This is a genomic window from Streptomyces sp. NPDC039609 (assembly GCF_055596705.1).
Map to the genome: position 1 here is coordinate 102,455 of NZ_JBVIUJ010000009.1, position 24,773 is coordinate 127,227.

The 24,773-nt window shown below is 69.8% G+C and carries 27 protein-coding genes and 1 pseudogene; 2 read left to right on the forward strand and 26 right to left on the reverse strand.

Annotated features, from left to right (window positions below; all coding sequences use genetic code 11):
* Nucleotides 1-34: 34 nt before the first annotated feature.
* From ACZ561_RS26430 to rpsB, 9 genes are all read right to left on the reverse strand, one after another.
* The gene (locus tag ACZ561_RS26430) at nt 35-1,114 is read right to left on the reverse strand and encodes a thiamine ABC transporter substrate-binding protein (protein ID WP_470999805.1); all 1,080 of its coding nucleotides are present in this window, start codon (nt 1,112-1,114) and stop codon (nt 35-37) included.
* Nucleotides 1,115-1,335: 221 nt separating this feature from the next.
* Entirely contained in the window at nt 1,336-2,442 is a 1,107-nt protein-coding gene (gene rlmN / locus ACZ561_RS26435; RefSeq protein ID WP_361850956.1) for a dual-specificity RNA methyltransferase RlmN, read from the reverse strand.
* Between the two features lie 91 nt (nt 2,443-2,533).
* A complete protein-coding gene (locus ACZ561_RS26440; protein WP_470999469.1) occupies nt 2,534-2,992 on the reverse strand; it encodes an SRPBCC family protein in 459 nt (152 codons plus the stop codon).
* A 156-nt stretch (nt 2,993-3,148) separates the two neighbouring features.
* On the reverse strand, nt 3,149-4,768 hold the full coding sequence (locus ACZ561_RS26445) for an MFS transporter (RefSeq protein ID WP_470999471.1): 1,620 nt from the start codon (nt 4,766-4,768) through the stop codon (nt 3,149-3,151).
* Between the two features lie 134 nt (nt 4,769-4,902).
* Nucleotides 4,903-5,994 carry a phosphatidate cytidylyltransferase gene (locus tag ACZ561_RS26450; RefSeq protein WP_470999473.1) on the reverse strand — a complete coding sequence of 364 codons (1,092 nt, stop codon included), beginning with the start codon at nt 5,992-5,994 and terminating at the stop codon, nt 4,903-4,905.
* Nucleotides 5,994-6,551 (reverse strand): ribosome recycling factor, encoded by a 558-nt coding sequence (frr, locus tag ACZ561_RS26455; RefSeq protein WP_137993093.1) that lies wholly within the window; start codon nt 6,549-6,551, stop codon nt 5,994-5,996. The genes ACZ561_RS26450 and frr overlap by 1 nt, the downstream gene beginning before the upstream one ends.
* A gap of 101 nt (nt 6,552-6,652) precedes the next feature.
* Nucleotides 6,653-7,417, reverse strand: coding sequence for a UMP kinase (gene pyrH, locus ACZ561_RS26460; protein ID WP_376439553.1), 765 nt, complete (start codon nt 7,415-7,417; stop codon nt 6,653-6,655).
* Nucleotides 7,418-7,575: 158 nt separating this feature from the next.
* Nucleotides 7,576-8,412, reverse strand: a complete 837-nt coding sequence (gene tsf, locus ACZ561_RS26465) for a translation elongation factor Ts (RefSeq protein ID WP_470999475.1) — start codon at nt 8,410-8,412, stop codon at nt 7,576-7,578.
* 114 nt (nt 8,413-8,526) lie between these two features.
* On the reverse strand, nt 8,527-9,432 hold the full coding sequence (gene rpsB, locus ACZ561_RS26470) for a 30S ribosomal protein S2 (protein ID WP_376439559.1): 906 nt from the start codon (nt 9,430-9,432) through the stop codon (nt 8,527-8,529).
* Nucleotides 9,433-9,689: 257 nt separating this feature from the next.
* On the opposite strand from rpsB, the gene ACZ561_RS26475 reads away from it, so the two are divergent.
* Complete coding sequence (locus ACZ561_RS26475) at nt 9,690-10,157, forward strand: M23 family metallopeptidase (protein ID WP_470999477.1); 468 nt, start codon at nt 9,690-9,692, stop codon at nt 10,155-10,157.
* Between the two features lie 71 nt (nt 10,158-10,228).
* Here the strand turns inward: ACZ561_RS26475 and ACZ561_RS26480 are convergent, their stop codons facing one another.
* From ACZ561_RS26480 to ACZ561_RS26560, 17 genes and pseudogenes are all read right to left on the reverse strand, one after another.
* Nucleotides 10,229-10,786, reverse strand: a complete 558-nt coding sequence (locus ACZ561_RS26480) for a TetR/AcrR family transcriptional regulator (protein ID WP_470999807.1) — start codon at nt 10,784-10,786, stop codon at nt 10,229-10,231.
* A gap of 53 nt (nt 10,787-10,839) precedes the next feature.
* Nucleotides 10,840-11,679, reverse strand: coding sequence for an RNA polymerase sigma factor WhiG (gene whiG / locus ACZ561_RS26485; RefSeq protein WP_329115397.1), 840 nt, complete (start codon nt 11,677-11,679; stop codon nt 10,840-10,842).
* Nucleotides 11,680-11,918: 239 nt separating this feature from the next.
* Entirely contained in the window at nt 11,919-13,253 is a 1,335-nt protein-coding gene (gene dprA / locus ACZ561_RS26490; protein ID WP_470999479.1) for a DNA-processing protein DprA, read from the reverse strand.
* On the reverse strand, nt 13,250-14,863 hold the full coding sequence (locus tag ACZ561_RS26495) for a YifB family Mg chelatase-like AAA ATPase (RefSeq protein ID WP_470999480.1): 1,614 nt from the start codon (nt 14,861-14,863) through the stop codon (nt 13,250-13,252). Before ACZ561_RS26495 ends, dprA begins: the two co-directional genes overlap by 4 nt.
* Nucleotide 14,864: 1 nt before the next feature.
* Nucleotides 14,865-15,227 (reverse strand): annotated as a pseudogene (locus ACZ561_RS26500) (YraN family protein); the annotation flags it as partial.
* 354 nt (nt 15,228-15,581) lie between these two features.
* Nucleotides 15,582-15,890, reverse strand: a complete 309-nt coding sequence (locus ACZ561_RS26505; protein WP_005311352.1) for a DUF2469 domain-containing protein — start codon at nt 15,888-15,890, stop codon at nt 15,582-15,584.
* Between the two features lie 55 nt (nt 15,891-15,945).
* A complete protein-coding gene (locus tag ACZ561_RS26510) occupies nt 15,946-16,422 on the reverse strand; it encodes an NUDIX hydrolase (protein ID WP_470999809.1) in 477 nt (158 codons plus the stop codon).
* Nucleotides 16,423-16,493: 71 nt separating this feature from the next.
* Nucleotides 16,494-17,297: a signal peptidase I gene (gene lepB / locus ACZ561_RS26515; RefSeq protein WP_470999482.1), complete on the reverse strand. Its 804-nt coding sequence runs from the start codon at nt 17,295-17,297 to the stop codon at nt 16,494-16,496.
* A gap of 63 nt (nt 17,298-17,360) precedes the next feature.
* Complete coding sequence (gene lepB, locus ACZ561_RS26520; protein ID WP_470999810.1) at nt 17,361-18,314, reverse strand: signal peptidase I; 954 nt, start codon at nt 18,312-18,314, stop codon at nt 17,361-17,363.
* Nucleotides 18,229-19,293: a signal peptidase I gene (lepB, locus tag ACZ561_RS26525; protein WP_470999812.1), complete on the reverse strand. Its 1,065-nt coding sequence runs from the start codon at nt 19,291-19,293 to the stop codon at nt 18,229-18,231. The genes lepB (ACZ561_RS26520) and lepB (ACZ561_RS26525) overlap by 86 nt, the downstream gene beginning before the upstream one ends.
* A complete protein-coding gene (gene lepB / locus ACZ561_RS26530; RefSeq protein ID WP_470999483.1) occupies nt 19,286-20,083 on the reverse strand; it encodes a signal peptidase I in 798 nt (265 codons plus the stop codon). Before lepB (ACZ561_RS26530) ends, lepB (ACZ561_RS26525) begins: the two co-directional genes overlap by 8 nt.
* A 71-nt stretch (nt 20,084-20,154) precedes the next feature.
* The gene (gene rplS, locus ACZ561_RS26535; RefSeq protein ID WP_356894105.1) at nt 20,155-20,505 is read right to left on the reverse strand and encodes a 50S ribosomal protein L19; all 351 of its coding nucleotides are present in this window, start codon (nt 20,503-20,505) and stop codon (nt 20,155-20,157) included.
* A gap of 129 nt (nt 20,506-20,634) precedes the next feature.
* Nucleotides 20,635-21,456, reverse strand: coding sequence for a tRNA (guanosine(37)-N1)-methyltransferase TrmD (trmD, locus tag ACZ561_RS26540; RefSeq protein WP_470999485.1), 822 nt, complete (start codon nt 21,454-21,456; stop codon nt 20,635-20,637).
* Nucleotides 21,453-22,058, reverse strand: coding sequence for a ribosome maturation factor RimM (gene rimM / locus ACZ561_RS26545; protein WP_470999487.1), 606 nt, complete (start codon nt 22,056-22,058; stop codon nt 21,453-21,455). The genes trmD and rimM overlap by 4 nt, the downstream gene beginning before the upstream one ends.
* A gap of 84 nt (nt 22,059-22,142) precedes the next feature.
* Complete coding sequence (locus tag ACZ561_RS26550) at nt 22,143-22,382, reverse strand: RNA-binding protein (RefSeq protein WP_020868149.1); 240 nt, start codon at nt 22,380-22,382, stop codon at nt 22,143-22,145.
* 2 nt (nt 22,383-22,384) lie between these two features.
* The gene (rpsP, locus tag ACZ561_RS26555; RefSeq protein ID WP_329115427.1) at nt 22,385-22,825 is read right to left on the reverse strand and encodes a 30S ribosomal protein S16; all 441 of its coding nucleotides are present in this window, start codon (nt 22,823-22,825) and stop codon (nt 22,385-22,387) included.
* A gap of 180 nt (nt 22,826-23,005) precedes the next feature.
* Nucleotides 23,006-23,599 (reverse strand): hypothetical protein, encoded by a 594-nt coding sequence (locus ACZ561_RS26560; RefSeq protein ID WP_376446037.1) that lies wholly within the window; start codon nt 23,597-23,599, stop codon nt 23,006-23,008.
* Nucleotides 23,600-23,990: 391 nt separating this feature from the next.
* Between ACZ561_RS26560 and ACZ561_RS26565 the strand changes: the two genes are divergently transcribed.
* On the forward strand, nt 23,991-24,740 hold the full coding sequence (locus ACZ561_RS26565; protein WP_470999490.1) for a class I SAM-dependent methyltransferase: 750 nt from the start codon (nt 23,991-23,993) through the stop codon (nt 24,738-24,740).
* The last annotated feature ends 33 nt before the right edge of the window (nt 24,741-24,773 follow it).

Consider the following 24,773-nt stretch of genomic DNA (forward strand, 5'->3'; position numbering starts at 1 on the left):
CCGAGCCGCGCCGCGCTTCCCCTGCGGTCGGGAACTACTTCAGAACGAGCGACGACCACTGCTGGATCCACTGGTCACGGTTCTTGGCGATCTTCTCGGGTGCCATCGTCTGCGGCTTGTCGATCACCACACCGTGCTTCGTGAAGAGCTCCGGCAGGGTGGCGTCCTTGGCCACCGGATTGACGAACATCTGCAGCGGCATGTCGTCCTGGAACTTCTTGGAGATCAGGAAGTCGATCAGCGCCTTGCCGCCCTCGGGGTTCTTCGCCCCGTTCAGCAGTCCCGCGAACTCGGTCTGCCGGAAGCAGGTGCCGGTGGAGACCCCGGTGGGGGCTTCCTTGGGCTGCGGCTCGGAGTAGAGGACCTCGACCGGCGGGCTGGAGGCGTACGAGACGACCAGCGGCCGGTCGCCCTTGGCCTTCTTGCCGCCCGCGGAACCGGAGAACTCCTGGTTGTAGGCGAGCTCCCAGCTGTCGACGGTCTTCACGCCGTTGGCCTTGAGCTTCGTCCAGTAGTCCTGCCACCCGTCGTCGCCGTACCGGGCGGCGGTGCCGAGCAGGAAGCCGAGGCCCGGGGAGGAACGCTCGGGGTTCTCCACGACCAGCAGGTCCTTGTACGCGGGCTTCGCGAGATCGTCGAAGCTCTGCGGCGGCGCGAGCTTCTTGTCCGCGAAGTACTTCTTGTCGTAGTTGACGCAGATGTCACCGGAGTCGATCGGGGTGACCCGGTGCTCCTTGTCGGTCTCGACCTCGGCGGGGATCCGGTCCAGGCCCTTCGCCTCGTACGGGACGAAGATCCCGTTGTCGAGCGCACGGGACAGCAGGGTGTTGTCGACGCCGAAGAAGACGTCACCCTGCGGGGAGCCCTTGGTCAGGATCTCCTTGTTGACGGCCTCGCCGGCGTCGCCGCTCTTGAGGACCTTGACCGTGAAGCCGGTCTGCTTGGTGAACTCCGCCAGCACCTCCTTGGAGGCGTTGAAGGAGTCGTGGCTCACGAGGGTCACGGTCTTCGGCGTGGGCGCGCCGGACGTGCCCGCCGCGTCCCGGACGTCCTCGGAACCGCACGCGGCGAGCGTGGTGACGCCGAGCGCGGCGACGATCGCCGCGGCGGCCATCTTCTTGGTGCTCACTGAAATTCCTCCTGGGTGTGACCAGGAAGAGACGCGGCCCTGCCGACCGGAAGGCGGGCAGGGCGCAACAGCTCGAGTTACGACCGAACTTCCTACCCAGAATGACCTGGGCAAGGTTCAGAGGGTCTGCGGTCCTGACCGCACTCTCAGCGCTGTGGCGCTCCCCTGTCGGAATATGGAGATGTGTTCGAGCACAGAGTACAAGGTCAGCGTTCGGACGCCGCCAGCTGTCCACAGGCGCCGTCGATCTCCTGACCTCGGGTGTCACGGACGGTGACCGGAACGCCGTGGGCGGCGATCGCCTCGACGAACGCCTTCTCGTCCTCGGGACGGGAGGCGGTCCACTTCGACCCGGGCGTCGGGTTCAGCGGAATCAGGTTGACGTGCACCCGCTTGCCCTTGAGCAGCCGCCCGAGCAGGTCGCCCCGCCACGCCTGGTCGTTGATGTCGCGGATGAGGGCGTACTCGATGGAGATCCGGCGGCCGGACTTCTCCGCGTACTCCCAGGCCGCGTCGAGGACCTCGCGGACCTTCCAACGCGTGTTGACAGGCACGAGGGTGTCACGCAGCTCGTCGTCGGGGGCGTGCAGGGAGACCGCGAGCCGGCACTTGAAGCCCTCGTCGGCGAAGCGCAGCATCGCGGGCACGAGACCGACGGTGGAGACGGTGATCCCGCGCTGCGAGAGACCGAGACCGTCCGGCTCGGGGTCGGTCAGCCGGCGGATGGCGCCGACGACCCGCTTGTAGTTGGCGAGCGGCTCACCCATGCCCATGAAGACGATGTTGCTGAGGCGCGCCGGTCCTCCCGGCACCTCGCCGTCGCGCAGGGCGCGCATGCCGTCGACGATCTGGTGCACGATCTCGGCGGTCGACAGGTTCCGGTCGAGACCGGCCTGCCCGGTGGCGCAGAACGGGCAGTTCATCCCGCAGCCGGCCTGCGAGGAGATGCACATGGTGACCCGGTCCGGGTACCGCATGAGCACGGACTCGACGAGCGTGCCGTCGTGCAGCTTCCACAGGGTCTTACGGGTGGTGTCGTCGTCGCACGAGATGTGCCGGACCACGGACATCAGGTCGGGCAGCAGCTCGCCCTGCAGCTTCTCGCGCGAGGACGCGGGAATGTCGGTCCACTCGGCGGGGTCGTGGGCGTACCGCGCGAAGTAGTGCGTGGACAGCTGCTTGGCGCGGAACGGCTTCTCGCCGATCGCGGCGACGGCCTCCTTGCGCTCGGCGGGCGTGAGGTCGGCGAGGTGCCGCGGCGGCTTCTTGGCTCCGCGGGGGGCGACGAAAGTGAGTTCTCCGGGCTTGGGCATGGTGCTACCAGTGTCGCAGACGCACACGTGTGGCTCGGAGCCGTCGCGTTCGGCCCGCACCCGTGCCGCCGCCGGCTGTCCCGGACGGCCCTCAGACGGCCCGGACCGTGTTCTCGGCGTGCTCCTGCACCGCGATCCTCGCCAGTTTCGTCAGCATCATGCCGTTGCGGACGGCGACGATGTAGTCCACGGGGAGCCCGTGCATCCGGATCCCCGGGCCACGGAGGGGATGCCAGTCGAGGGTGAAGAGCGTGTGCTCGCCCCAGGGGAGCAAGGCCATGGAGATGCGGGCCGCGCCGAAGGGCTCCGCCTTCGCCTCCAGCTCCAGGCGCCGTTCCGGTTCGCAGATGCGGACGACGACCGTGTCGTCGAGGGTGAAGGGGCCGCCGCCGACCCGGACCTTCAGACGGGCGCCCACGTCAGGCCAGTGCGGGTCCGCCGCCAGGACCTGCTGGGTTCCCGTGACCCACTCCCCGTAACGATGGCCGTCGGACAGCAGGCGCCAGACCTCCGACGGCGTGCTCAGGATCAGACGGCGGTTCCGGGCCACGCCGATCACGCTCCTTCTGGACGGTGGGCCACGACGGGCGCACCGTCCGGCGCCCTGGGCCTGACCTCCAGACTCACGCGGACCGCTCGCCCCCGCCCCCCGGCACGTCCGAACGGAGTCCTCCCCCGGTGACCGCGCAGCAGCGACACGTCCCCGTCAGGGCCGCGGAGCACCGGGCTGCGTGGACGGGATGCGTGAGGTGAAGAACAGCGCGAGGGCCGAGGACAGGGCGAGAATGGCGAGGGCGGCCCGCAGACCGTCCAGACGGGCGGCGGCATTCGCGTCCAGCGCGGCCTGAGTCACCTCAGCGGAGGTGCCCGCCTCGTCGAGAGCCGTCCTGAGCTGGGCGTCCGAGAGGAACGGCACCCCGCTCTGGAGCTCGACAGCAGCCGTGTTCTTGACCTCGGCCGGAATCGCCGCGTTCTGCTCCACGCTGGTCAGGAACGAGGACGTGAGCGCGGCGATCAGAAGCGACCCGGCCAGTGCCGTACCGATCGAGGCACCGAGGTTGGTGACGGCGTTCTGGATGCCGCCGACCTCCGCGCTCTTGCTGTCCGGAACAGCGGACACGGTGACCGAACCGAGCTGCGAGGCCAGCGCGCCCATGCCGAGCCCGATCAGCAGGAGCGGCACGGTGACGACCTCCGCGCCGGCGTCGGCGTCGAGCGCGGCCATGAGCGTGACCGCGCCCGCGAGGAGCGCGAGCACCCCGAGCCGTACCACCCGCCGCGGCGAGACCTCCGGGAAGAAGCGGGGAATCAGGACCGCGGCCGCCAACAGAGTCACCGACAGCGGCAGGATGCGCGCCCCGGTCATGAGCGCGGACAGGCCCAGCGCGACGGACAGATACAGGGGTACGACGAAGAACACGCCCATCTGGACGAGGTACTGGAAGAAGAACATCGTCAGACCGCCGGTGAGCTGCTTGTTCCGCAACACGGCCGGGTCGATGAGCGGCTGCCCGCCGCCGCGGACGAGCCGGGCCTCCCAACGGAGGAACAGCCACACCAGCAGCAGGCCCGCCAGCATCATCCACACGACCATCGACACCCCGAGCCACGCGGGCGCGTCCGGCTTCGGCCGGAACCAGCCCCACTCGTCCGAGCGGAGCACCCCGTAGACGAAGACCCCCAGCCCGAGCGCGGACAGCACGGCGCCCACGAGATCGATCCGCGAACGCTCCTCACCCACGGCGTCGGCGATACGACGCGCGAACACCAGGATGACGAGCACCACCAGGACCTCACCGGCGAAGACCCAGCGCCAGGAGAAGTACGTCGTGGCGACACCGCCGATGAGCGGCCCCAGAGCGATGGCCACCGCCCCGGCCGCCGCCACGATGCCGTACGCCGCAGCCCGACGCTCCGTGGCGAAATTGCCGGCCACCAGGGCCACGATCGCGGGCATGATGAGCGCCGCCCCGATCCCCTCCAGGAACGACCAGCCGAGGAGCAGCACAGGAAGATTCGGTGCCAGCGCCGTGGTGAGGGACCCACAGCCGTAGACCACACAGCCGATCATGAACGCGCGCTTACGCCCGATCAGCGCCCCGACCTTGCCCCCGGGGATCATGAACATCGCCATCACCAGCGTGTACGCCGTGATGGCGCCCTGGATCCCGGTGACCGTGGTACCGACGTCGTCGGCCACCGTCGCGATCGACACGTTCATGACCGAGCTGTCGAGCGCCATCAGGAACTGACCGGCCGCAAGAGTCAGCAGAACCAGTCGCGCCCCCGCCGCCGAACCTTCCGCGCCGCCTCCCCTGGATGCCATGGGCGCATCGTGCCAACGGCACCGACGACGCAGCCACGACCCGCCGCAGGCGTCCACCACATGGCGCACGAACAACAACGGGAAAGGCCCGCCGCCCCCGAGGGGACGACGGGCCCTTCACCACGAATGCCGTATCAGGCCGTGCCGACGAACAGCACGAACAGCAGCCACACCACCGGAGCGGTCGGCAGCAGGGAGTCCAACCGGTCCATGATGCCGCCGTGGCCCGGCAGCAGCGTGCCCATGTCCTTGATACCCAGATCGCGCTTGATCATCGACTCGCCGAGGTCACCGAGCGTCGCACTCGCCGCCACCGCAAGGCCCATCAGAAGACCCTGCCACCACGAGCCACCGTCGATCAGGAACTCCATGCACAGCGCACCCGCCGCCATCGCGAACGCCACCGCACCGAGCAGACCCTCACGGGTCTTCCCGGGACTGATCCGCGGAGCCAGCTTGTGCTTGCCGAAACGCCAGCCGATCGCATACGCACCGGTGTCACTGACCACGGTCAGCACCAGGAACGTGAGCACCCGCTCCGGCCCGTCGTCGGCCGTGAGCATCAACGCCACGAACGTCGCCAGGAACGGCACATAGAACGCCGCGAACACGCCCGCCGTGACGTCCTTCAGATAACCCTCGGGCGGCTCCGTCATCCGCCACACCAGCACCGCGAGAGCGGTCAGGGCCATGGCGACCCAGGCCCCCTCCGCACCCCGGACATACCCGGCCACCACCATCGCCGCACCGCCGACGGCGAGCGGGACGAGCGGAGCCTTGATGCCCTTGCGCTCCTGCAGACGGGAGGTGAGCTCCCACAGACCGACCACGACGGCGACCGCGATCACGCCGACGAACGCGGCCTTCCAGATGAACAGCGACGCGATGATCACGGCGCCGAGCCCGACGCCGACCCCTATGGCCGCGCCCAGGTCGCGCCCCGCGCTCTTCTTCTGCGGAGCCGCGGGAGCGGGCTGGGACGGGCTGGACATGGGCTCCTGCGGGTGCTCGTTCGGCGTCTCGTCACGGAACAGGGGACCGCTCCGCTGAGCGGCCCCCCGGTCGTGGTCGTCCTGGTGATCGCCGGCGGGGACGTCGGGCACGATGGGCATGGGCCGAGTCTGCGCCGCCTGCAGCCCATCGTATGCGGGACCCGCCGGGGCAGGCCCCTGGTCGGGCCCCCAGTAGCCGGAACCGGCCGGGGCCCCCCAGGAAGAGTCGTTCATCAGACCTCGAGCAGCTCGGCTTCCTTGTGCTTGAGCAGCTCGTCCACCTGCGCCACGTACTTCGCGGTGGTGTCGTCGAGCTCCTTCTCGCCGCGGCGGCCCTCGTCCTCGCCTACCTCGCCGTCCTTGACCAGCTTGTCGATGGTCTCCTTCGCCTTGCGGCGCACGGAACGGATGGAGATCTTCGAGTCCTCGGCCTTGCTCTTGGCGACCTTGATGTACTCGCGGCGGCGCTCCTCGGTGAGCTCCGGGAACACCACACGGATGATGTTGCCGTCGTTGCTCGGGTTGACGCCCAGGTCCGAGTCACGGATCGCCTGCTCGATGTTGCGCAGCGCGCTCTTGTCGAACGGGGTCACCACCGCCATGCGCGGCTCGGGCACCGAGAACGACGCCAGCTGATTGATCGGCGTGATGGCACCGTAGTAGTCGGCCACGATCTTGTTGAACATCGCCGGGTGCGCACGGCCGGTGCGGATCGCGGCGAAGTCCTCCTTGGCGACCACGACGGCCTTCTCCATCTTCTCCTCGGCCTCGAGGAGGGTCTCTTCGATCACCACTTGCTCCTGCGTGTCGTCGCGTCTTGTCCTGCACGGTGTACGACCGGCAGGGCTCTGTCCATCCCCTCGCGGGGAGGTACCCGGATTCGAGCCGAGGCTCAGGCCCGGGTGCCCTGGTCGCTCACGAGAGTGCCGATCTTCTCACCCTTCACCGCGCGCGCGATATTGCCCTCCGCGAGCAGTTCGAAGACGAGGATCGGGAGGGTGTTGTCGCGGCACAGCGTGATGGCGGTGGCGTCCGCGACCTTCAGGTCACGGGAGAGCACCTCGCCGTACTCCAGCGCGTCGAACTTGACCGCGTCGGGGTTGGTCTTCGGGTCGGAGTCGTAGACCCCGTCCACGCCGTTCTTGCCCATCAACAGGGCCTCGGCGTCGATCTCCAGGGCACGCTGGGCGGCTGTGGTGTCGGTGGAGAAGTACGGCATTCCCATACCGGCACCGAAGATGACCACACGGCCCTTCTCCAGGTGGCGCACGGCACGCAGCGGGATGTACGGCTCCGCGACCTGACCCATGGTGATGGCGGTCTGGACGCGGGAGTCGATGCCTTCCTTCTCCAGGAAGTCCTGGAGGGCGAGGCAGTTCATGACGGTGCCGAGCATTCCCATGTAGTCGGAGCGCGCCCGGTCCATGCCGCGCACCTGCAGCTCGGCGCCGCGGAAGAAGTTGCCGCCGCCGATCACGACCGCGATCTCCGCTCCGTCGCGGACGACCGCGGCGATCTCGCGCGCGATTTTGTGCACGACGTCGGGGTCGACGCCGAGCGCGCCGCCGCCGGCGAATGCCTCGCCGGACAGCTTCAGCATGAAGCGGCCGGCCTTTTTGCCGTGGATGTCGTCGCCCTGTGCGGCGGACTGGTTCATGGAGATCTCCTCGTGCACATACGACGAAGGCCATTGCCGGTGGGTCCTTGCGGTTTCCCGTACGGCAATGGCCTCCTCGTCAGATCTGCGGTCGTCCTACGCGAGCGTGGACGACTGCTTCAGACCCTACCGGGGTCCGGTGTCCGTTGCGTACGGACTCAGATGCCGACCTTGATGCGCGTGAAGCGCTTCAGGGTGACACCGGCCTCGTCCAGGATCTGCTGGACGGACTTCTTGTTGTCCAGCGCGTACGGCTGGCCGAGCAGCGTGGCGTCCTTGAAGAAGCCGTTGACGCGACCCTCGACGATCTTCGGGAGCGCGGCCTCGGGCTTACCCTCGGCGCGGGTGGTCTCCTCGGCGACGCGACGCTCGGTCTCGACGACCTCGGCCGGAACGTCCTCACGGGTGAGGTACTTCGGCGCGAAGGCGGCGATGTGCTGCGCGACACCCTTCGCGACCTCGGCGTTCTCCTTGTCGAGCTCGACGAGAACACCGATCTGCGGGGGCAGGTCGGGCATGGTGCGGTGCATGTAGGCCGAGACGAAGCCGTCGGCGTACTGCGCGAAGCGGTCGAGAACGATCTTCTCGCCCAGGTTGGCGTTGGCCTCGTCGACGTACGCCTGAACCGTCTTGCCGGGCTCGATCTCGGAGGCGAGCAGCGCCTCGAGGTCGGCCGGAGCGGAGGCGGCGACGTGGGCGGCGAGCGCGGCGGCGACGGCCTGGAACTTGTCACCCTTGGCGACGAAGTCCGTCTCGCACTTCAGCTCGACGAGGACACCGGAGGTGTTGTCGTCGGCGATGAGGGAGACGACGGCGCCGTTCTCGGCAGAGCGGCCCTCGCGCTTGGCGACGCCCTTCTGGCCCTTGATGCGCAGAGCCTCGACGGCCTTGTCGACGTTGCCGTCGGCCTCGTCAAGAGCCTTCTTGCAGTCCATCATGCCGGCGCCGGTGAGCTCACGGAGCTTCTTGACGTCAGCGGCGGTGTAGTTCGCCATGAGTCTGAGTTTCTCTCTCGAAGTCTGAAAGATCTACGGGTGGACGGCGGGGGCTTCGTGGGCCCCCGCCGTCTACATCCGAAACAACCGGACCTGTGAAGGTCGGGCCGTGGGTCAGGCCTGCTCGGCCTCGGCGGCCGGAGCCTCGGCGGCCTCGACGACCTCGGCGGCCGTGGCAGCCTCGGCGTCGGCGACCTTCTCGGTCTCGGCAGAGGTCTGGACCTCGGCCTCGTCAGCCTTCTTCTCACCCTCGAGCAGGTCGCGCTCCCACTCGGCGAGCGGCTCGCCGGCGGCCTTCTCGCCCGGCTTCGAGTCGCCGGTCGCGGCGCCGGAGCGGGCGATGAGGCCCTCGGCGACGGCGTCGGCGATCACGCGGGTGAGCAGGGTGACGGAGCGGATCGCGTCGTCGTTGCCCGGGATCTTGTAGTCGACCTCGTCGGGGTCGCAGTTGGTGTCGAGGATCGCGACGACCGGGATGTGGAGCTTGCGCGCCTCACCGACGGCGATGTGCTCCTTCTTGGTGTCGACGATCCAGACGGCGCTCGGCACCTTCTGCATCTCGCGGATACCACCGAGGGTCTTCTCCAGCTTGGCCTTCTCGCGGGAGAGGACCAGGAGCTCCTTCTTGGTGAGACCCGAGGCGGCGACGTCCTCGAAGTCGATCTGCTCGAGCTCCTTGAGGCGCTGCAGACGCTTGTAGACGGTGGAGAAGTTGGTGAGCATGCCACCGAGCCAACGCTGGTTGACGTACGGCATGCCGACACGCGTCGCCTGCTCGGCGATGGCCTCCTGGGCCTGCTTCTTCGTACCGACGAACATGATGGAGCCGCCGTGGGCGACGGTCTCCTTGACGAACTCGTAGGCGCGGTCGATGTACGACAGCGACTGGAGCAGGTCGATGATGTAGATGCCGTTGCGCTCGGTGAAGATGAAGCGCTTCATCTTCGGGTTCCAGCGACGGGTCTGGTGACCGAAGTGGACGCCGCTCTCCAGCAGCTCCCGCATCGTGACGACGGCCATGGCCGTATCTCCTTGAGTTTCTCGGTTATGTCCTGACGCCCCGACGCGCCGTGCCACAAGGGACCGAAAAGGCGCTGCCACGACCCGTGAGGGTTGAGTGGCGGGGCGTGCGAAGTCGACCCGGTGACCCGGATCGCCATAGGAAGTGTACGGGACCCGCGGCGTGCCGGGTGACGGCGCTGTCCACAACCGGCCGGTATTCCACAGATGCCGACCATGATCCCCGCGAACCGGGCGCCCACGGGAATGTGATCCCCATGCACCTCACGACACTGCTCCTGATGGCCGCCCTGATCTGGCCCGTGGGACCACCGCGCCCCGAGATCGTCCGCGGCTGGGAACCACCGGCCGGCCCCTACGGCCCCGGCCACCGCGGCCTCGACCTCGCCGCCCCACCGGGCACCCCGGTGAACGCGGCTGCCTCCGGCGTCGTCACCTTCGCAGGACAGGTGGCCGGCCGCGGAGTCCTCACGATCACCCTGCCGGACACCGGAAGCCCACCCCTGCGCACCACGTACGAACCGGTGACCCCCACAGTCACCACCGGCACCACGGTCACCCGCGGCCAGCCGGTCGCCACACTCTCCACACCACCCGAGGAAACCCCCCACTGCCCGGAGTCCTGCCTCCACTGGGGCCTCCTCCGCGGCGACACATACCTGAACCCACTGCTCCTCCTCCGCCAGGGCCCCTCGAGGCTGCTGCCGGTGACGGGGGTGCCGTGATCCGGGACCACGACGGGGGGGCGGGGTGGGAGGGGGCGGGGGCGGGCGGGGGAGGCCCCCCGGGGAGAGGATCAGCCGCTGACGCCTCGGAGCGCCATGGAGACCGCCGCATCGGCGATCCGGTCCGGCTCCTCCGCCGCTCCCAGCTCGATACGGCGTACGGCCGCGTCCACGACACCCTGGAGAAGCATGGCGCCGAGGCGGGGCTGAGCCTGGCCGAGGTCCGCGAGGGCCTCGACGATCATGGCGACGAGACCGCCGTGGGCGGCGCGGATCTTCTCGCGGGCGCCGTCGTCGAGCTCGCTCGCGGAGATCGCGACGACCGCCCGGTGGCGCCTGTCCCCCACCAGCTCGAGCTGCTTGCGTACATACGCCTCGACCTTGCCCTCGGCGGTGTCGGCCTGGGCCATCGCCGTCTCGACCTCGGCCGCCCAGACGGGGAAGTCGACGGCGCACAGCGCCTCGACCACGGCCGCGCGGGAGCGGAAGTACTCGTACACCGAGGAGCGGGCGAGGCCCGTGCGCTCGGCGAGGGCGGGGAAGGTCAGCGCTTCCGTACCACCCTCGGACAGCAGGGATCGCGCGGCGTCCAGCAGGGCGCCGCGTTGCATCGTCCGGTGCTCGGCCACACTGGCCGCTCGAATCCTGGGCACGGCACCACTGTACGACCGGCCTCGCGGCGTCAGCGTCCTACATCGGCCAGCTTGGCACGTAGCTGCAGGACCGACTTGGTGTGGATCTGGCTGACCCGACTCTCGGTGACGCCGAGGACGTGGCCGATCTCGGCGAGGGTGAGGCCCTCGTAGTAGTACAGCGTGACGACGGTCTTCTCGCGTTCGGGGAGCGTGTTGATCGCCCGGGCGAGCAGCCGTCTGAGCTCGCGGTCCTCGGCGACCTCGACGGGGTTGTCGGCGGCGGTGTCCTCGAGGGTGTCCATGATGGACAGCCGGTCGCCGCCCTCGCCTCCGACGTGCAGCAGCTCTTCGAGTGCCACGACGTTCGCGAGGGACAACTGGCTGAAAACGGCGTGGAGTTCCTCGAGCGCGATGCCCATTTCGGCGGCGACCTCGCTCTCGGAAGGGGTTCGTCGCAGCTGGGCTTCGAGGGTCGCGTAGGCACGCTCGACGTTGCGGGCCTTCTGGCGCACGGAGCGGGGAATCCAGTCCAGTGCGCGGAGTTCGTCGATCATCGCGCCGCGGATGCGCGTGATGGCGTAGGTCTCGAACTTGATCGACCGCTCGACGTCGAATTTCTCGATGGCGTCGATCAGTCCGAAGACCCCGGAGGAGACGAAGTCGGCCTGTTCCACATTGGAGGGCAGTCCGACGCTGACGCGGCCGGCGACGTACTTCACGAGCGGCGAGTAGTGCAGGATCAGCTGTTCCCGCAGCCGCTCGTCGCCCGTGTCCTTGTACGAGCGCCACAGCTCGTCGAGCGATGTCGGTGCGGGCGGTCGCACGGCGCCTCCCCGGGCTGCTGGGGGCACCGCGGCGCGGTCAGGCCCGGAGGTGTGCTGGGGCATGCGTTGCCTTGAGCCGTTCTGCTGTGGTGTGGGTCGGTGGGTGTGTCCGGTAGGGAATCCTGGTGAGCGTAGCGTGACTGGACTGTCGCGGTGAGCGAACCTCTGCGGATCGCGCCGGTCCGGGTGGGCTGCCTCGTCCACATCTTCGAACCCGGGCCGTGGCGCGTGTCGGCCCCTCGGGTGCGGCCGAGAGAACTCGATTGTTCATCTGCATCACCTTTTCACCCGAATGCTCCAGGTCAAGTACCGCCTCGCCGCGCGTTCGATCCTTCTGTGCGGCTGTTCGTCAACCGCCAGTCGTCGCCTTGCCGTTCGACGAAGCCGAGGGAGTGCAGTTCGTACAGCCTGGCGAGGGTGTCGTCGGGGGTGGTCCCGGCGCGGTCGGCGATCTCCGGCGCGGGTGTGGGGCGGCCGGCGGGCAGGGCTTCGAGGACGCGGGCGGTGTGCGGGTCGAGGAGGTCTCTGGGGAGGACGGGTCCGCGTCGGGTTGGGGCGAGTTGACCCATGTCGCCGACGAGTTCGATCACTTCGGCGGCGTCGGTGACGAGGGTGGCCTCGCCGCGTAGGAGTTCGTGGACTCCTGCGGAGAGGCCGCTGGTGACGGGGCCGGGGACGCCCATGGTGTGGCGGCCGAGGCGGTGGGCGTTGCGGGCGGTGACGAGGGAGCCGCTGCGGTACTCGGCCTCGACGACGACGGTGCCTCGGGTGAGTGCGGCGATGACGCGGTTTCGGAGGATGAATCTGCTGGGTGTGGGGTGACTTCCGGGTGGCAACTCCCCTAGGACGAGGCCTTGTTCTGCGATGCGCCCGATGAGTCCGGCGTGGCCGCGGGGGTAGGGGGTGTCGACGCCGCAGGCGAGGACGGCGACGGTGGCGCCTTGGGCGGCGAGGGCGCCTCTGTGGGCGGCGCCGTCGATGCCGAAGGCTGCGCCGGAGACGACGACCCAGCCGCGTTCGGCGAGTCCCGAGGCGAGGGTGGTGGCCATGTGTGCGCCGTAGGGGGTGCAGGCGCGGGCGCCGACGACGGCGACAGAGCTCAGGGCCCAGGTCCTCAGGTCGGCCGGGCCGCGGATCCAGAGTCCGATCGGGCGTGTGTCGCCGAGGTCGTCGAGTTGCCGGGGCCATTCGGTGTCGCCGGGGATGACGAGCCGGCCGCCGTGCCGTTCGGCGGCGTCGAGGTCTCGGCGTGGTTCGACGGCGGCGGCTCGCCGCCGCCATCCGGCGACCCGTTTCTCCCCGGTGCCGGGGAAGGGCCCGGTCTCTGGGGGCCGGGTGGAGTCGCGCGCGGCTGAGTGGCTCGGGTGGGGCGGGAGGGTGGTGTGGGTGTGGGCGTGTGTTTCGTGATCGTCCGCGGCGGGGTCGCGGAGGTGCCGGAGGAAGCCGGCGGCGCCGTATCTGCGGAGCCAGCGGCCGGCGTGTTCGTCGCCGGGTTCGACGATGCGGGTGAGGGCGGCGCGGGCGAGGCGTTCTTCGTCCGGGGTGACGTGGGGTGTTTCCTCCCTGTCGTGGTCGTGTGTTTCGCCGGGGGTGGCGCGGCGCGTTTCTGCCGTGGTGTGCGCTTCGTCCGGGGTCATGCGAGGTTCCCCGCTCCGACGGGTACGCCTCGTGCGATGCCGGTGCGCAGTTGGAGGGCGAGGTCGATGTCGTGGGCGTCGGGCCGGTCGTGTCCGGCGAGGTCGGCGACGGTCCAGGCGACGCGGATGACTCGGTCGAGGCCGCGTGCGGTGAGGAGTCCGCGTTCGATGTCGCGTTCTGCGGCGGCGAGGGCTCCGGGGTGGACGAGGTAGCGGGTACGCAGTTCGTGTCCGGGGACTTCGCTGTTGACGTTCCAGGGGGTGTCGGCGAGGCGGGACGCTGCGCGGGCGCGGGCTTCGCGGACGCGGTCGGCGACGGCGGCGGTGGTTTCGCCGCGGCCGCCTTGGCCGAGGAGGTCGGATCGGGTGACGGGTTGGGCTTCGACGCGGAGGTCGATGCGGTCGAGGAGGGGGCCTGAGAGGCGTGCCTGGTAGCGGCGGATGAGGGAGGCGGGGCATTCGCATCCGGCGCCGTGCAGGGTGTGTCGTCCGCAGGGGCAGGGGTTGGCCGCGAGGGCGAGCAGGAAGCGGGCGGGGAGTCGGACGACTCCGGCGGCGCGGGCGACGACGACCTGGCCGGACTCGAGGGGTTGCCGTAGGGCGTCGAGGGCTTTGCCGGAGAACTCGGGGGCTTCGTCGAGGAAGAGGACGCCTCGGTGGGCGAGCGACACTGCGCCGGGGCGTGGGAGGCCGTTGCCGCCGCCGACGAGGGATTGCATGGTCGCGGAGTGGTGGGGTGCGCAGTAGGGGGCGCGGCGGACGAGGGGTTCGCCGGGCGGGAGGATGCCGGCGACGGAGTGGACGGCGGTGACTTCGAGGGACTCCTGTCGGGTGAGTGGGGGCAGGATGCCAGGGAGCCGTTCGGCGAGCATGGTTTTTCCGGCGCCGGGTGGTCCGGAGAGCAGGAGGTGGTGGCTTCCTGCGGCGGCGACTTCCAGGGCTCGGCGGGCGCTGTGCTGTCCGGCGACGTCGGCGAGGTCGGGTCCGTCGGTCGGGTCGGCGGCGAGGCCGGTGCCGACGCCGGCGCCGGGGACGAGGAGTCCGGCGAGCATGGAGTCGGGGCGGCCTTCCTCGGCCGCTTCTTCTTCGGGGACGGGTTCGTCGGAGAGGACGGCGATGAGTTGGCGGAGGCTGCGGACGCCGAGGACGGACACTCCGGGGACGAGGGCGGCTTCGCCCGCTGTCTGTTCGGGGACGACGACCTGTTGGTAGCCGGCTTCGGCGGCGGCGAGGACGGCGGGCAGGACGCCGCGGACGGGCCGGACGCGGCCGTCGAGCCCGAGTTCGCCGATGAGGACGAGGTCGGCGATCACTCTGGGGTCGATGCGTTCGGCGGCGCCGAGGACGGCGGCGGCGACTGCCAGATCGAAGCCGGATCCGCCTTTGGGGACGGAGGCGGGGCTGAGTCCGACGGTGAGTTTCTTCTGGGGCCATTCGGCGTCGGAGTTGACGATGGCGGCGCGGACCCGGTCGCGGCTCTCGCTGAGGCTCTTGTCCGGGAGTCCGACGAGGGTGAAGGCGGCGACTCCGGCTTCGAGGTCGGCCTGGACCTCGACGACGACGCCTTCGACGCCGACGAGGGCGACGGAGCAGGTGCGGGCGAATCCCATCTCAGGCCACCCCCCGGGCGTGGGTGACGGCGGGGGCGCCGCGGCGTGGCAGGACGATGCCGATCAGGTCGATGCGGACGCCGCCGTCGGGTGGTGGTCCTCCGTGGCGGTCGAGCCAGCAGGCGGCGAGTCGTTTGAGCCGGTCGGCCTTGGTGGGGGTGACGGAGGCCATGGGGTGTTCGAAGGCGCCTGCGCGGCGCGTCTTCACTTCGCAGATGACGATGGTGTCGCCGTCGCGGGCGACGATGTCGATCTCGCCGGTGCGTCCGCAGCGCCAGTTCCGTGCGAGGACGGACATCCCGGCTTCGGTGAGTCGCCGGGCGGCCAGCTCTTCCCCGTACTGTCCGAGTGCGTTCGTCGGGTTGGTCGGGCCGGTTGCGTTCGTCGCGCGGGTCGGGCCGGTTGCGCTCGTTCCGTGGGTCGGGCCGGCTGCGTTCGTTCCGTGGGTCGGGCCGGCTGCGTTCGTTCCGCGGGTCGGGCCGGCTGCGTTCATTCCGCGGGTCGGGCCGGTTGCGCTCGTTCCGCGGGTCGGGCCGGCTGCGTTCGTTCCGCGGGTCGGGTTGGTCGGGCCGGTTGCGTTCGTCGCGTGGGTCGAGTTCATTCGGTACCACCTCCGGTACCGACTGTGACGCTCCGCGACGTCGCGTGTGGATCTTGGTGGACGGTTGCCCGTCTGTGGACAACCGCCTCACCCTTGCGGGTGGTTTCAGCCCGCGCCTCAGCTGCCGGGGAGTTCCAGGTCGCTCTTGTTGAGCTCCTCGATGTTCACGTCCTTGAAAGTGAGCACCCGGACCTGCTTGACGAACCTGGCAGGCCGATACATGTCCCAGACCCAGGCATCGGCCATGGACACCTCGAAGAACACCTCGCCCTGGACCGAGTGCACCTGCATCTCGTAGTCGTTCGTGAGGTAGAAGCGCCGCTCGGTCTCGATCACGTATTTGAACAGCCCGACGACATCGCGGTACTCCCGGTAGAGCTTCAGCTCCATCTCGGTCTCGTACTTCTCGAGGTCCTCGGCGCTCATGGCATGTTCCCCTTCAGCCGTGCGTCCACCTATTGTGCGCCAGCCACTCGCACCCCTAGACGATTTCCGGGGCGAGCACCACCGGCGCATTCGGCGGTCCCTCGTCGAGCAGCCTGTGCAGCAGCTCGGCGAGTCTGGTCGGGTACACCGTCTCACGCGCCGCCGACAGTTCGGCGGAGGTCCACCACCTCAGCCCCGTGGTACTGCGCGCTTCCAGCTCGGTGAGCCCGCCGGGGGCCGTCACGGTCTGGGTGGTTCGTGCCAGGTAGTACCACTCGTCCTGGTCCCAGCGCCGCCCGTCGAAGGGGAAGGAGCAGATCCGCTGCCAGATGACCGGGCCGAGGTCGACGTCGGTGATCCCGGTCTCCTCCGCCAGCTCGCGAAGCGCCGCCTCCTCGCGGGTCTCGTCGCCCTCCAGGCCGCCGCCGGGCGTGAACCACCAGGTCTGGTCGGGGTCGTCGGGCTCGTACCCGTGCATGAGCAGGATGCGGTCGTCGGGGTCGAGCAGCACGACCCGCGCGACCTGCCGCAGCTCCCGCTCGGACGCTGCCGAACCTGCCGAACCCGCCGGACCCGCAGCCCCGGCCGATCCCTCTGTACCCGTCACGTGGTCACCGTCTCCTTACCGCTCCGCCCGCCCGACGCACCGCCGGACCCGCCGGACCCACCACCCGAGGAGCCACCGGACCGCCCACCGGACCGCCCACCGAGCCTCGCCGCCAGCGGACCGTACGCGGCCCCGGCCAGGATCAGTACACACCCGGCGACGATCGCGTAGAAGAGCGGCATCACGGGTCCGGGCTGCGAGATCCCACCGGGCAGTGCCGCGAAGCCCTCGGGCCGCGACAGGACGCCGTTCATCGGCCAGACGACGGCATCCACCCGGCCGGTGACCGCAGAGCGCGGCACGGAGCCCTGGCCGGCCTCCTCGAGGTGGACCCGGGAGTCGAGGGAGTTGTGCCGCTCGTCGCCGAGGAGGAAGAGGCTGTCCTCCGGCACGGTCGCGGAGAACCGCTGTCCGGAGGCGGGGGCGCCGGGCCGCAGATACGTCTCTTCGACCGGCTTGCCGTTCACCGTGAGCCGGCCGTCCGCACCGCAGCAGGCGACGGTGTCGCCGCCGACGCCGACGACCCGCTTGACCATGGGTCCGCCGCCCCAGAGCTGGTCCTGGAAGATGACGATGTCGCCTCGCCGCACCTCGTCGCCGTCGATGCGCTGGGCGAGAACCTTGGACCCGACGGCCAGGGTCGGGGTCATGGAGTCGCTGGGCACGCTGTAGGGCTGGTAGAGGACGGCTCCCCAGACGAAGCCGCCGAGGAAGAGCACACAGCCGACGGCCACGGCCAGCCCCGACAGCACGCTGCCGAGGCGGCCGCGGCCGCCGTCCGTTCGTATCGTTCCGCTCATCCCAGCGCTCCCCACCCTCAAGGTCGGTTCGTCGATCTGGGACGGCACCCTACCCGCGCGTTCCTACTCGGCGGTATGCCGAGAGGTGAGCCTCTTCCTGCGCCACAGTACGAGCGGCAGCGCGGCGGCGAGTCCGGCCGCGCCCGGGGCGACGGCCAGCGCCTGGCTCAGCCCGGGCTGGTCGAAGGTGCTCGGCACCGGCAGCGTCGCCCAGCGGGTGACCGGCCAGGCCACGACGACCGCGCGTCCGACGACCTTGTCGTTCGGGACCGTGCCGCCGCCCGGGAGGTTCTGGTGGAACCGGGAGTCCAGGGAGTTCTGGCGGTTGTCGCCCATCACCCAGATGCTGCCCTCGGGGACGGTGAGCGGCCCGAAGGGCTTGTCACCGCACGGCGAGGAACCGGGGTAGATGTAGGAGGTCTCGTCCAGCGTCTTCCCGTTGAGGATGACATTGCCGCCCTCCTTGCAGGAGACCGTGTCACCGCCCACCGCGATGACGCGCTTGATCAGGTCCTTCTCCTCGGCGTACAGCCCGACGAAGCTCAGGAACTGCTGCAGCACGTTCGGTTCGGGGGTGGTCGTGTCCGCCAGCCAGCCGCCCGGGTCGTGGAAGACGACGACCTCGCCGCGCTCCGGCTCGGAGCCGAACCACGGGGTCAGCTTGTCCACGAGGACCCGGTCGCCGCGCTGCAGCGTGTTCATCATCGAGTCCGAGGGAATCATGAACGCCTGCATCAGAAAGGTCTTGATCAGCAGCGCGAGGAGCAGAGCGATACCGATCAGCAGGGGCAGTTCCTTCCAGAAGGAACGCGGCTTCTTCGCGCCCTCGCCGGTCTGCCCGGGCCCGTCCGGCCCGTCCTGTCCGCCCTGCTGGTTCTTTCCGGTCTCGCCCTCGCCGTCCGCGGGGTCGGCGTCGTGCGGGCCGGAGGATTCATCCCTCATGGCCACCGCCGATTCGGCGAGCCGCTCGGGCCTCTCCTCCGGCTCGTCGTGTCCGGATCGTGCGCCGACGGCCACATCCCCCACATCCACTCCTCAGTCCGTGCATATGCCTGCCCCAGAACAGGGACAGGCCCACCACTCCCATAACGAGCGGGAGTTCCGCAGGGGTCGGGAGCCAGGGCAATCCGTTCAGATTCCGCGAGGACACACTATGCGACACACCGTGTGCGGACACAGGAGCCGAACGACCGTCCGGTACGGCCGCGAACGTGTCCGGTTCCTCCAGTCGCCGCCAGTGGCTCACCGGCCAGGCGATGACAACAGCCCTGCCCACCACGTCCTCCTCGGAGATGGTTCCCTGCTCCTTCTCGTCGAGGTGGAAGCGGGAGTCGGCGGAGTCCGACCGGTGGTCACCCAGCACGAAGATCCGGCCTGCGGGCACCGTCACCTTGAACTTGATCTTCGACGGTTCGTTCCCCGGGTGCAGATACGGTTCATCCAACGGTACGCCGTTGACCTTGATCCGGCCGTCCGCGCCGCAGCACTCGACCGTGTCACCGCCGACCGCGACGACCCGCTTGATCAGATCCTGCTCGTCGGCCGAGGGCAGCAGCCCGATGAAGGTCAGGGCCTGCTTGACCTGCTTGACGCCGATCGGGTCGTCGGTGACGGGGGCGGTGTCGTCCTGGAGCCAGTTGCCGGGGTCCTTGAAGACGACGACGTCGCCTCGTTGCGGCTTGGAGCCGAACCAGGGCGTGAGCTTGTCGACCAGGACCCGGTCGTCGATCCGGATCGTCTGCTCCATCGAGCCGGACGGGATGACGAAGGCCTGGACGAGGAAGGTCTTCAGGACGAGTGCGATCAGCAGGGCGACCGTGATCAGGAGCGGGATCTCCTTGACCGCGGAGCGCTGTCGCCTGCGCTTGACCTTGCGGGCGAGTCTGCGCCGCTCCGCCCGGCCGGGCATGGGACGGCCGCCGGCCTGCGTCGGCCGTGTGCCGGTGGGCAGCCGGGTGTCGCCGCGGTGCCCGGCCGGCCTGCCCCGGTTACCCATGGCCACCCGCCACGGGGGTGGGTACGGAGTCGAAGGCTCCGCTCTCCTCCACCTCGGACCAGCGGCCGAAGGGCCAGCCGATCCAGTCCGCGCGCCCGATCACGCGCTCCACGGGCACCATGCCGCCTCCCGGCCGCCCGAGGTGGTCGCGGGAGTCGCTGGACTGGCTGCGGTGGTCGCCCATGACCCACAGGGTGCCCTGAGGGACGACGATGTCGAAGGGAACCTTCGAGGGCGAGTCGCCGAGCATGACGTACCGCTCCTCGACGGGCACGCCGTTGACGGTCAGCCGGCCGTTGTCGTCGCAGCACACGATCCGGTCGCCGCCGACGCCCACCACCCGCTTCACGAAGTCGGTCTCGGCGGGCTCGGCGAGGCCGAGGGCCGCGGCCGCGCCGTGCAGCAGACCGGTGACCGGGTTCTGCTCGGGGGCCTCTTGGAGGAAGGAGCCCGTGCCGTCGAAGACGACGACGTCACCCCGGCGCGGCTGGTCGCCGAAACGGTACGCCAGCTTGTTCACGAGGATCCGGTCCCCGACCTGGAGTGTGGGTTCCATCGAGCGACTGGGGATCAGGAAGGGCTGCATCACGAAGTGGCTCAGGAGCAGCAGGAAGATCACGAAGACGCCGCCGATGGCGCCCGTACGGCGCCAGGACCACGTGGCGACGTCCCCGTCCCGCTCCGTGGCCGCGGAGTCCTGCCCATCGGGCCCGGAAATACGCGCGGAGCGCGACCGCTCCTCCGTCTCGGAGGAGCGGTCGCGCTCCGTGTGCTGTGCTTCGGTGTCCATCGGGGGCAGAGCCTATCCGGCCACCCTGAGAATCATCGCTCCGAAGCCCCGCGCGATGGGTGAGCCGGAGCTCAGTTGTCGCGCTTCTCCTTGATCTTGGCAGCCTTGCCGCGCAGCTCACGCAGGTAGTAGAGCTTGGCGCGACGGACGTCACCGCGGCTCACGAGCTCGATCTTCTCGAAGATCGGGCTGTTCACCGGGAAGGTGCGCTCGACGCCGACGGAGAACGAGACCTTGCGGACCGTGAAGGTCTCGCTGACGCCCGAGCCCTGGCGGCGGATGACAACGCCCTTGAACTGCTGGATACGGGAGCGGTTGCCCTCGATGACGCGCACGTGGACGTTCACGGTGTCGCCGGGACGGAAGGCGGGGAGGTCGGTGCGGAGCGAAGCCGCGTTGACCGAGTCGAGCAGGGAGGCCATGGTGGTCTCTTTCCTCGCTGATGCCACAGGTCATCAGCGGAACGTTCGAGAAGGAGATGGAGCGCCGGGTGTACCGGGCGGGCGTCGTCCCCCTGTGGCAGGGGCGCACGCCGGACACACAGCAGCGGCCTATTCTTCCACGGCGCCGGGCCTGCGCCAAAATCGGCCGCCGGGCTCCGGGGCCCAGCCCATCATGGAGAGGATCTCCCGGTCCTTCTTGTCGAAGGCGGCGGGGTCGCAGCGTTCGATGAGGTCGGGCCGGTTCGCCGCCGTGCGGCGGAAGGCCTCGTCGCGGCGCCAGCGCGCGATCTTCCCGTGGTGCCCGCTGAGGAGTACGTCGGGGATGGCGCGGCCGCGCCACTCGGGGGGCTTGGTGTAGACGGGTCCTTCGAGGAGGTTGGCCATGGCCCCGGGGGCGAAGGAGTCGTCGCGGTGGGACTCGGCGTTGCCGAGGACGCCGGGCAGCAGTCGGGCCACCGCTTCGGTGATCACCAGGACGGCGACCTCCCCGCCGGCGAGGACGTAGTCGCCGATGGAGACCTCGTACACCGGGATGCGGGTGGCGTACTCGTCCATGACGCGTCGGTCGATGCCCTCGTAGCGGGCCGGCGTGAAGATCAGCCAGGGGCGCTCGGAGAGCTCGACGGCGAGTTCCTGGGTGAAGGGGCGTCCGCTGGGCGTGGGGACGACCAGGGCGGGGCCGTGGGCGCCCGCCTCGAAGCCGTCGGCGAGGGTCTGGTCGAGGGCGTCGCCCCAGGGCTCGGTCTTCATGACCATGCCGGGGCCGCCGCCGTAGGGGGTGTCGTCGACCGTGTTGTGCCGGTCGTAGGTCCACTCCCTCAGGTGGTGGACGTGGACGTCGAGCTGTCCACGCGCGCGTGCCTTGCCGACCAGGGAGACGTTCAGCGGTTCCAGGTACTCGGGGAAGATCGTGACGACGTCGAGCCTCATGCGCCGGCGTCCCCGGAAGAGCCCTTGTCCCCGGAAGCGTCCTCGGAGGAGTCCCCAGCGGAGTCCTCGTCCCGGGAGGAGACGATCTCGGCGCGGTCGTCGATGAGACCGGGCGGCGGGTCGATGACGGCCTGCTGCTTCTCCAGGTCGATGTCGGTGACGATCTCCTCGACGAAGGGGATCATCAGCTCTGTGCCGTCGGGCCGCTCGACGATGAAGAGGTCCTGGGACGGCAGGTGGGTGATCTCGGTGATCCTGCCGACCTCGGTGCCGTCCGCGAGTACGACGTCCAGGTCCATGAGCTGGTGGTCGTAGTACTCGTCCTCGCCCTCCGGCATCTCCTCGGGGTCGATGTCGGCGATCAGCAGGGTGTTGCGCAGGGCCTCGGCCGCGCTGCGGTCGCGTACGCCCTCGAAGCGGAGCAGCAGCCGTCCGCTGTGCACTCGGCCGGTCTCGATGGTCAAGGGCCCTGCGGGGGCCGGATCGGTGAGCAGAACCGCTCCGGGGCTGAGCCTCAGCTCGGGCTCGTCCGTCCGTACCTCGACGGTGACCTCGCCCTTGATGCCATGGGCGCGGCCGACCCGCGCGACTACCAGCTGCACGACTTCATTCTCTCCTGTCCGACGACGACGGGCCGGGGAGGACCCGAAGGCCCTCCCCGGCCCGTGCCGGTGTGTCCAACTTGCTCAGCGGACCTGGTCCACGTCGACGAGGTCGACGCGGATGCCACGGCCGCCGATGGCGCCCACGACGGTACGCAGCGCACGCGCGGTGCGGCCGTTGCGGCCGATCACCTTGCCGAGGTCGTCGGGGTGGACCCGAACCTCGAGCACGCGGCCACGGCGCAGGTTGCGCGAGGCGACCTGCACTTCGTCAGGGTTGTCGACGATGCCCTTCACGAGGTGCTCGAGAGCCTCCTCGAGCACGATCAGGCCTCGGTCGACTCGGTGGACGTGGCCTCGGCCTCGTCCGCCTTCTTGTCGGCCTTCTTCGCCTTCGGGGTGATGGCCTCACCCTTGGCGTCGTCGCCCTCGAGGGTCTTGGCGAACGCGTCGAAGGAGGCGCGCTTGTCCTCCTTCGTCGCCGGCTGCAGCAGCGGCGCCGGGGCCGGCAGGCCCTTGTGCTTCTGCCAGTCGCCGGTGAGCTTCAGGATGGCGAGGACCGGCTCGGTCGGCTGGGCGCCGACGGACAGCCAGTACTGCGCGCGGTCCGAGTCGACCTCGATCTTCGACGGGTTGTACGTCGGGTGGTACAGACCGATCTCCTCGATCGCACGACCGTCCCGGCGGGTGCGGGAGTCGGCGACGACGATGCGGTAGTGCGGCTGGCGAATCTTGCCGAGGCGCTTGAGCTTGATCTTGACTGCCACTGGAGTGGTGTCTCCTGGTCTTGACGTGGTTGGGCACATGAGATGCCACGTGGGGTTGCGGTACTCGGGTGCCCGATGGACGCGTCAGCCGGAGGAGAGAGGGGTCCTGTGCGACTGTCGAGTACAGCTAGCCATTGTGCCACACGCCTGTGGCACGCCGGACCGGGCGCTCACTCGGGCTCAGCTCGCCGCTCCGACCGATTCCGGGATACGGAAGGGCTTGCCGCAGCCGCCGCAGACAATGGGCGCCTGGGCGAGGACGGACGGGACCACGCGGACGTTGCGGCCGCAGTCGCAGACGGCCTTCACGCGGACGCCACCGCCTGAGGAGCCGTGGCGCGCGGCCGGACCGCGGAAGGAGCGCTTGGTGTCCGCGGCCGTCGCGACGGTGTGGGCCTTGAGGGCGCGCTGGAGCCGCTCCATCGTGGGCCGGTACCGCCGCTTCGCCTCGGGGTTGAGCGTGACCAGGGAGAAGCCGCTGCTGGCATGCGGCTCCTCGGGGTGGTCGAGGCCCATCTCCTCGGCGATGGCCAGGAATCTGCGGTTGTGGTAGCGGCCGGCGCGTGAGGTGTCGCGGACTCCTCGGGCGGCGGCGATGCCGTGGACTGCCTCGTGGAGCAGTCGCTCGAAGGAGAGCTCGGCGCCGCAGGCGGACGAGGACTCTCCGATCAGGGACTCGGGCGCGGCAAGATCGGGCAGTTCGGGGTGGTGCCGCTGAATGTCGGCCCACGCCTGTGCCAGCTCTGCGGCGAGAACAGGTGGTGTCGTGCTCACGTCGCGTACAACGAGCCGAAGTGCTCCCGGGTTCCATTCCGGGGCATCCCAAATAATTTGCACGTACCCGTCAGTTGCCGTTCATGCGTCCGGACGAGGGTCAGTGCGCCGATCTGCGGAGAAGGCTCGCAGGTCACGCCAAGGTGGTGCGTAGTGGCGCATACGCGTCGGCGTGTATGCGGTGGCGTTCGCGCCCCCGGGGGCCGCCGCGGCCCGATGCGGGGACAGTACCGGGTCCGGATGCAAGGCGGCGCACCGGGCCCGCCCCGAACGGGAAGTGGTCCGGTGCGAGCACTGGACGCGGGGACGGATGCGCAGTTCCCTGACATACGGGGGATGCGGGCGCACGTACACGGGGGCCGTCGACCAGGCACTGATTGGGGCGCATTCCATGACACCTACGCTCGTCCGGCACGATCCCGCGCGCGACTGGGCCGAGATCCAGGAGCGCATGCTCGTGCCGCTCTACGAGGCGGTGTACGACCGTCTCGACGTGGGCCGCGGCTCGCGGGTTCTGGGGCTCGGCTGCGGTTCCGGGCTGGCGCTGCTGATGGCGGCCTCCCGGGGTGCTGTCGCCACCGGCGTGGACCGGGACCACGCGCGCGTGGAGCTGGCGAGAGAGCGGCTGCCGGAGGGGTCGGGGCACGCGGTGGTCGAGGGGGATCCGGCCGACGCGGCGGCCGCCGGGGGCGCACCGTACGACGTGATCACTGCCTTCCACGCCTCGGCGGGGCTCGGCCAGGCGCTGGCCGACGTCACTCCTCTGGCGCAATCGGGCACGACGATCGTGCTCGCGGGCTGGGGGCCGCCCGAGCGGTGCGCGACGGCGTCGGTGCTGCGGGTCGCCGCCCGGCTGACGGGCTGGCGGCCGGCGCTCCGTGACGACCTGGAGGAGGTGGTGGCGCGGGCCGGTCTGAAGCCCGACGGATCGGGTCGGGTGTCGTGCCCGTTCGGGTACGCGGACCAGGACAGTGCGGTGCGGGGGCTGCTGTCGACGGGCGAGTTCGACGCGGCGGTACGGGCCACGGATCCGTGCCAGGTCGAGAAGGAGATCACCGAGGCGCTGGATCCGTATGTCCGCCGGGACGGGACGGTGTGGATGGCGAACGTCTTCCGTTACCTGATCGCCCGGGTGCCGTAGCCGGCCCGGCAGGCACCGCCACGCGCGCGTGGC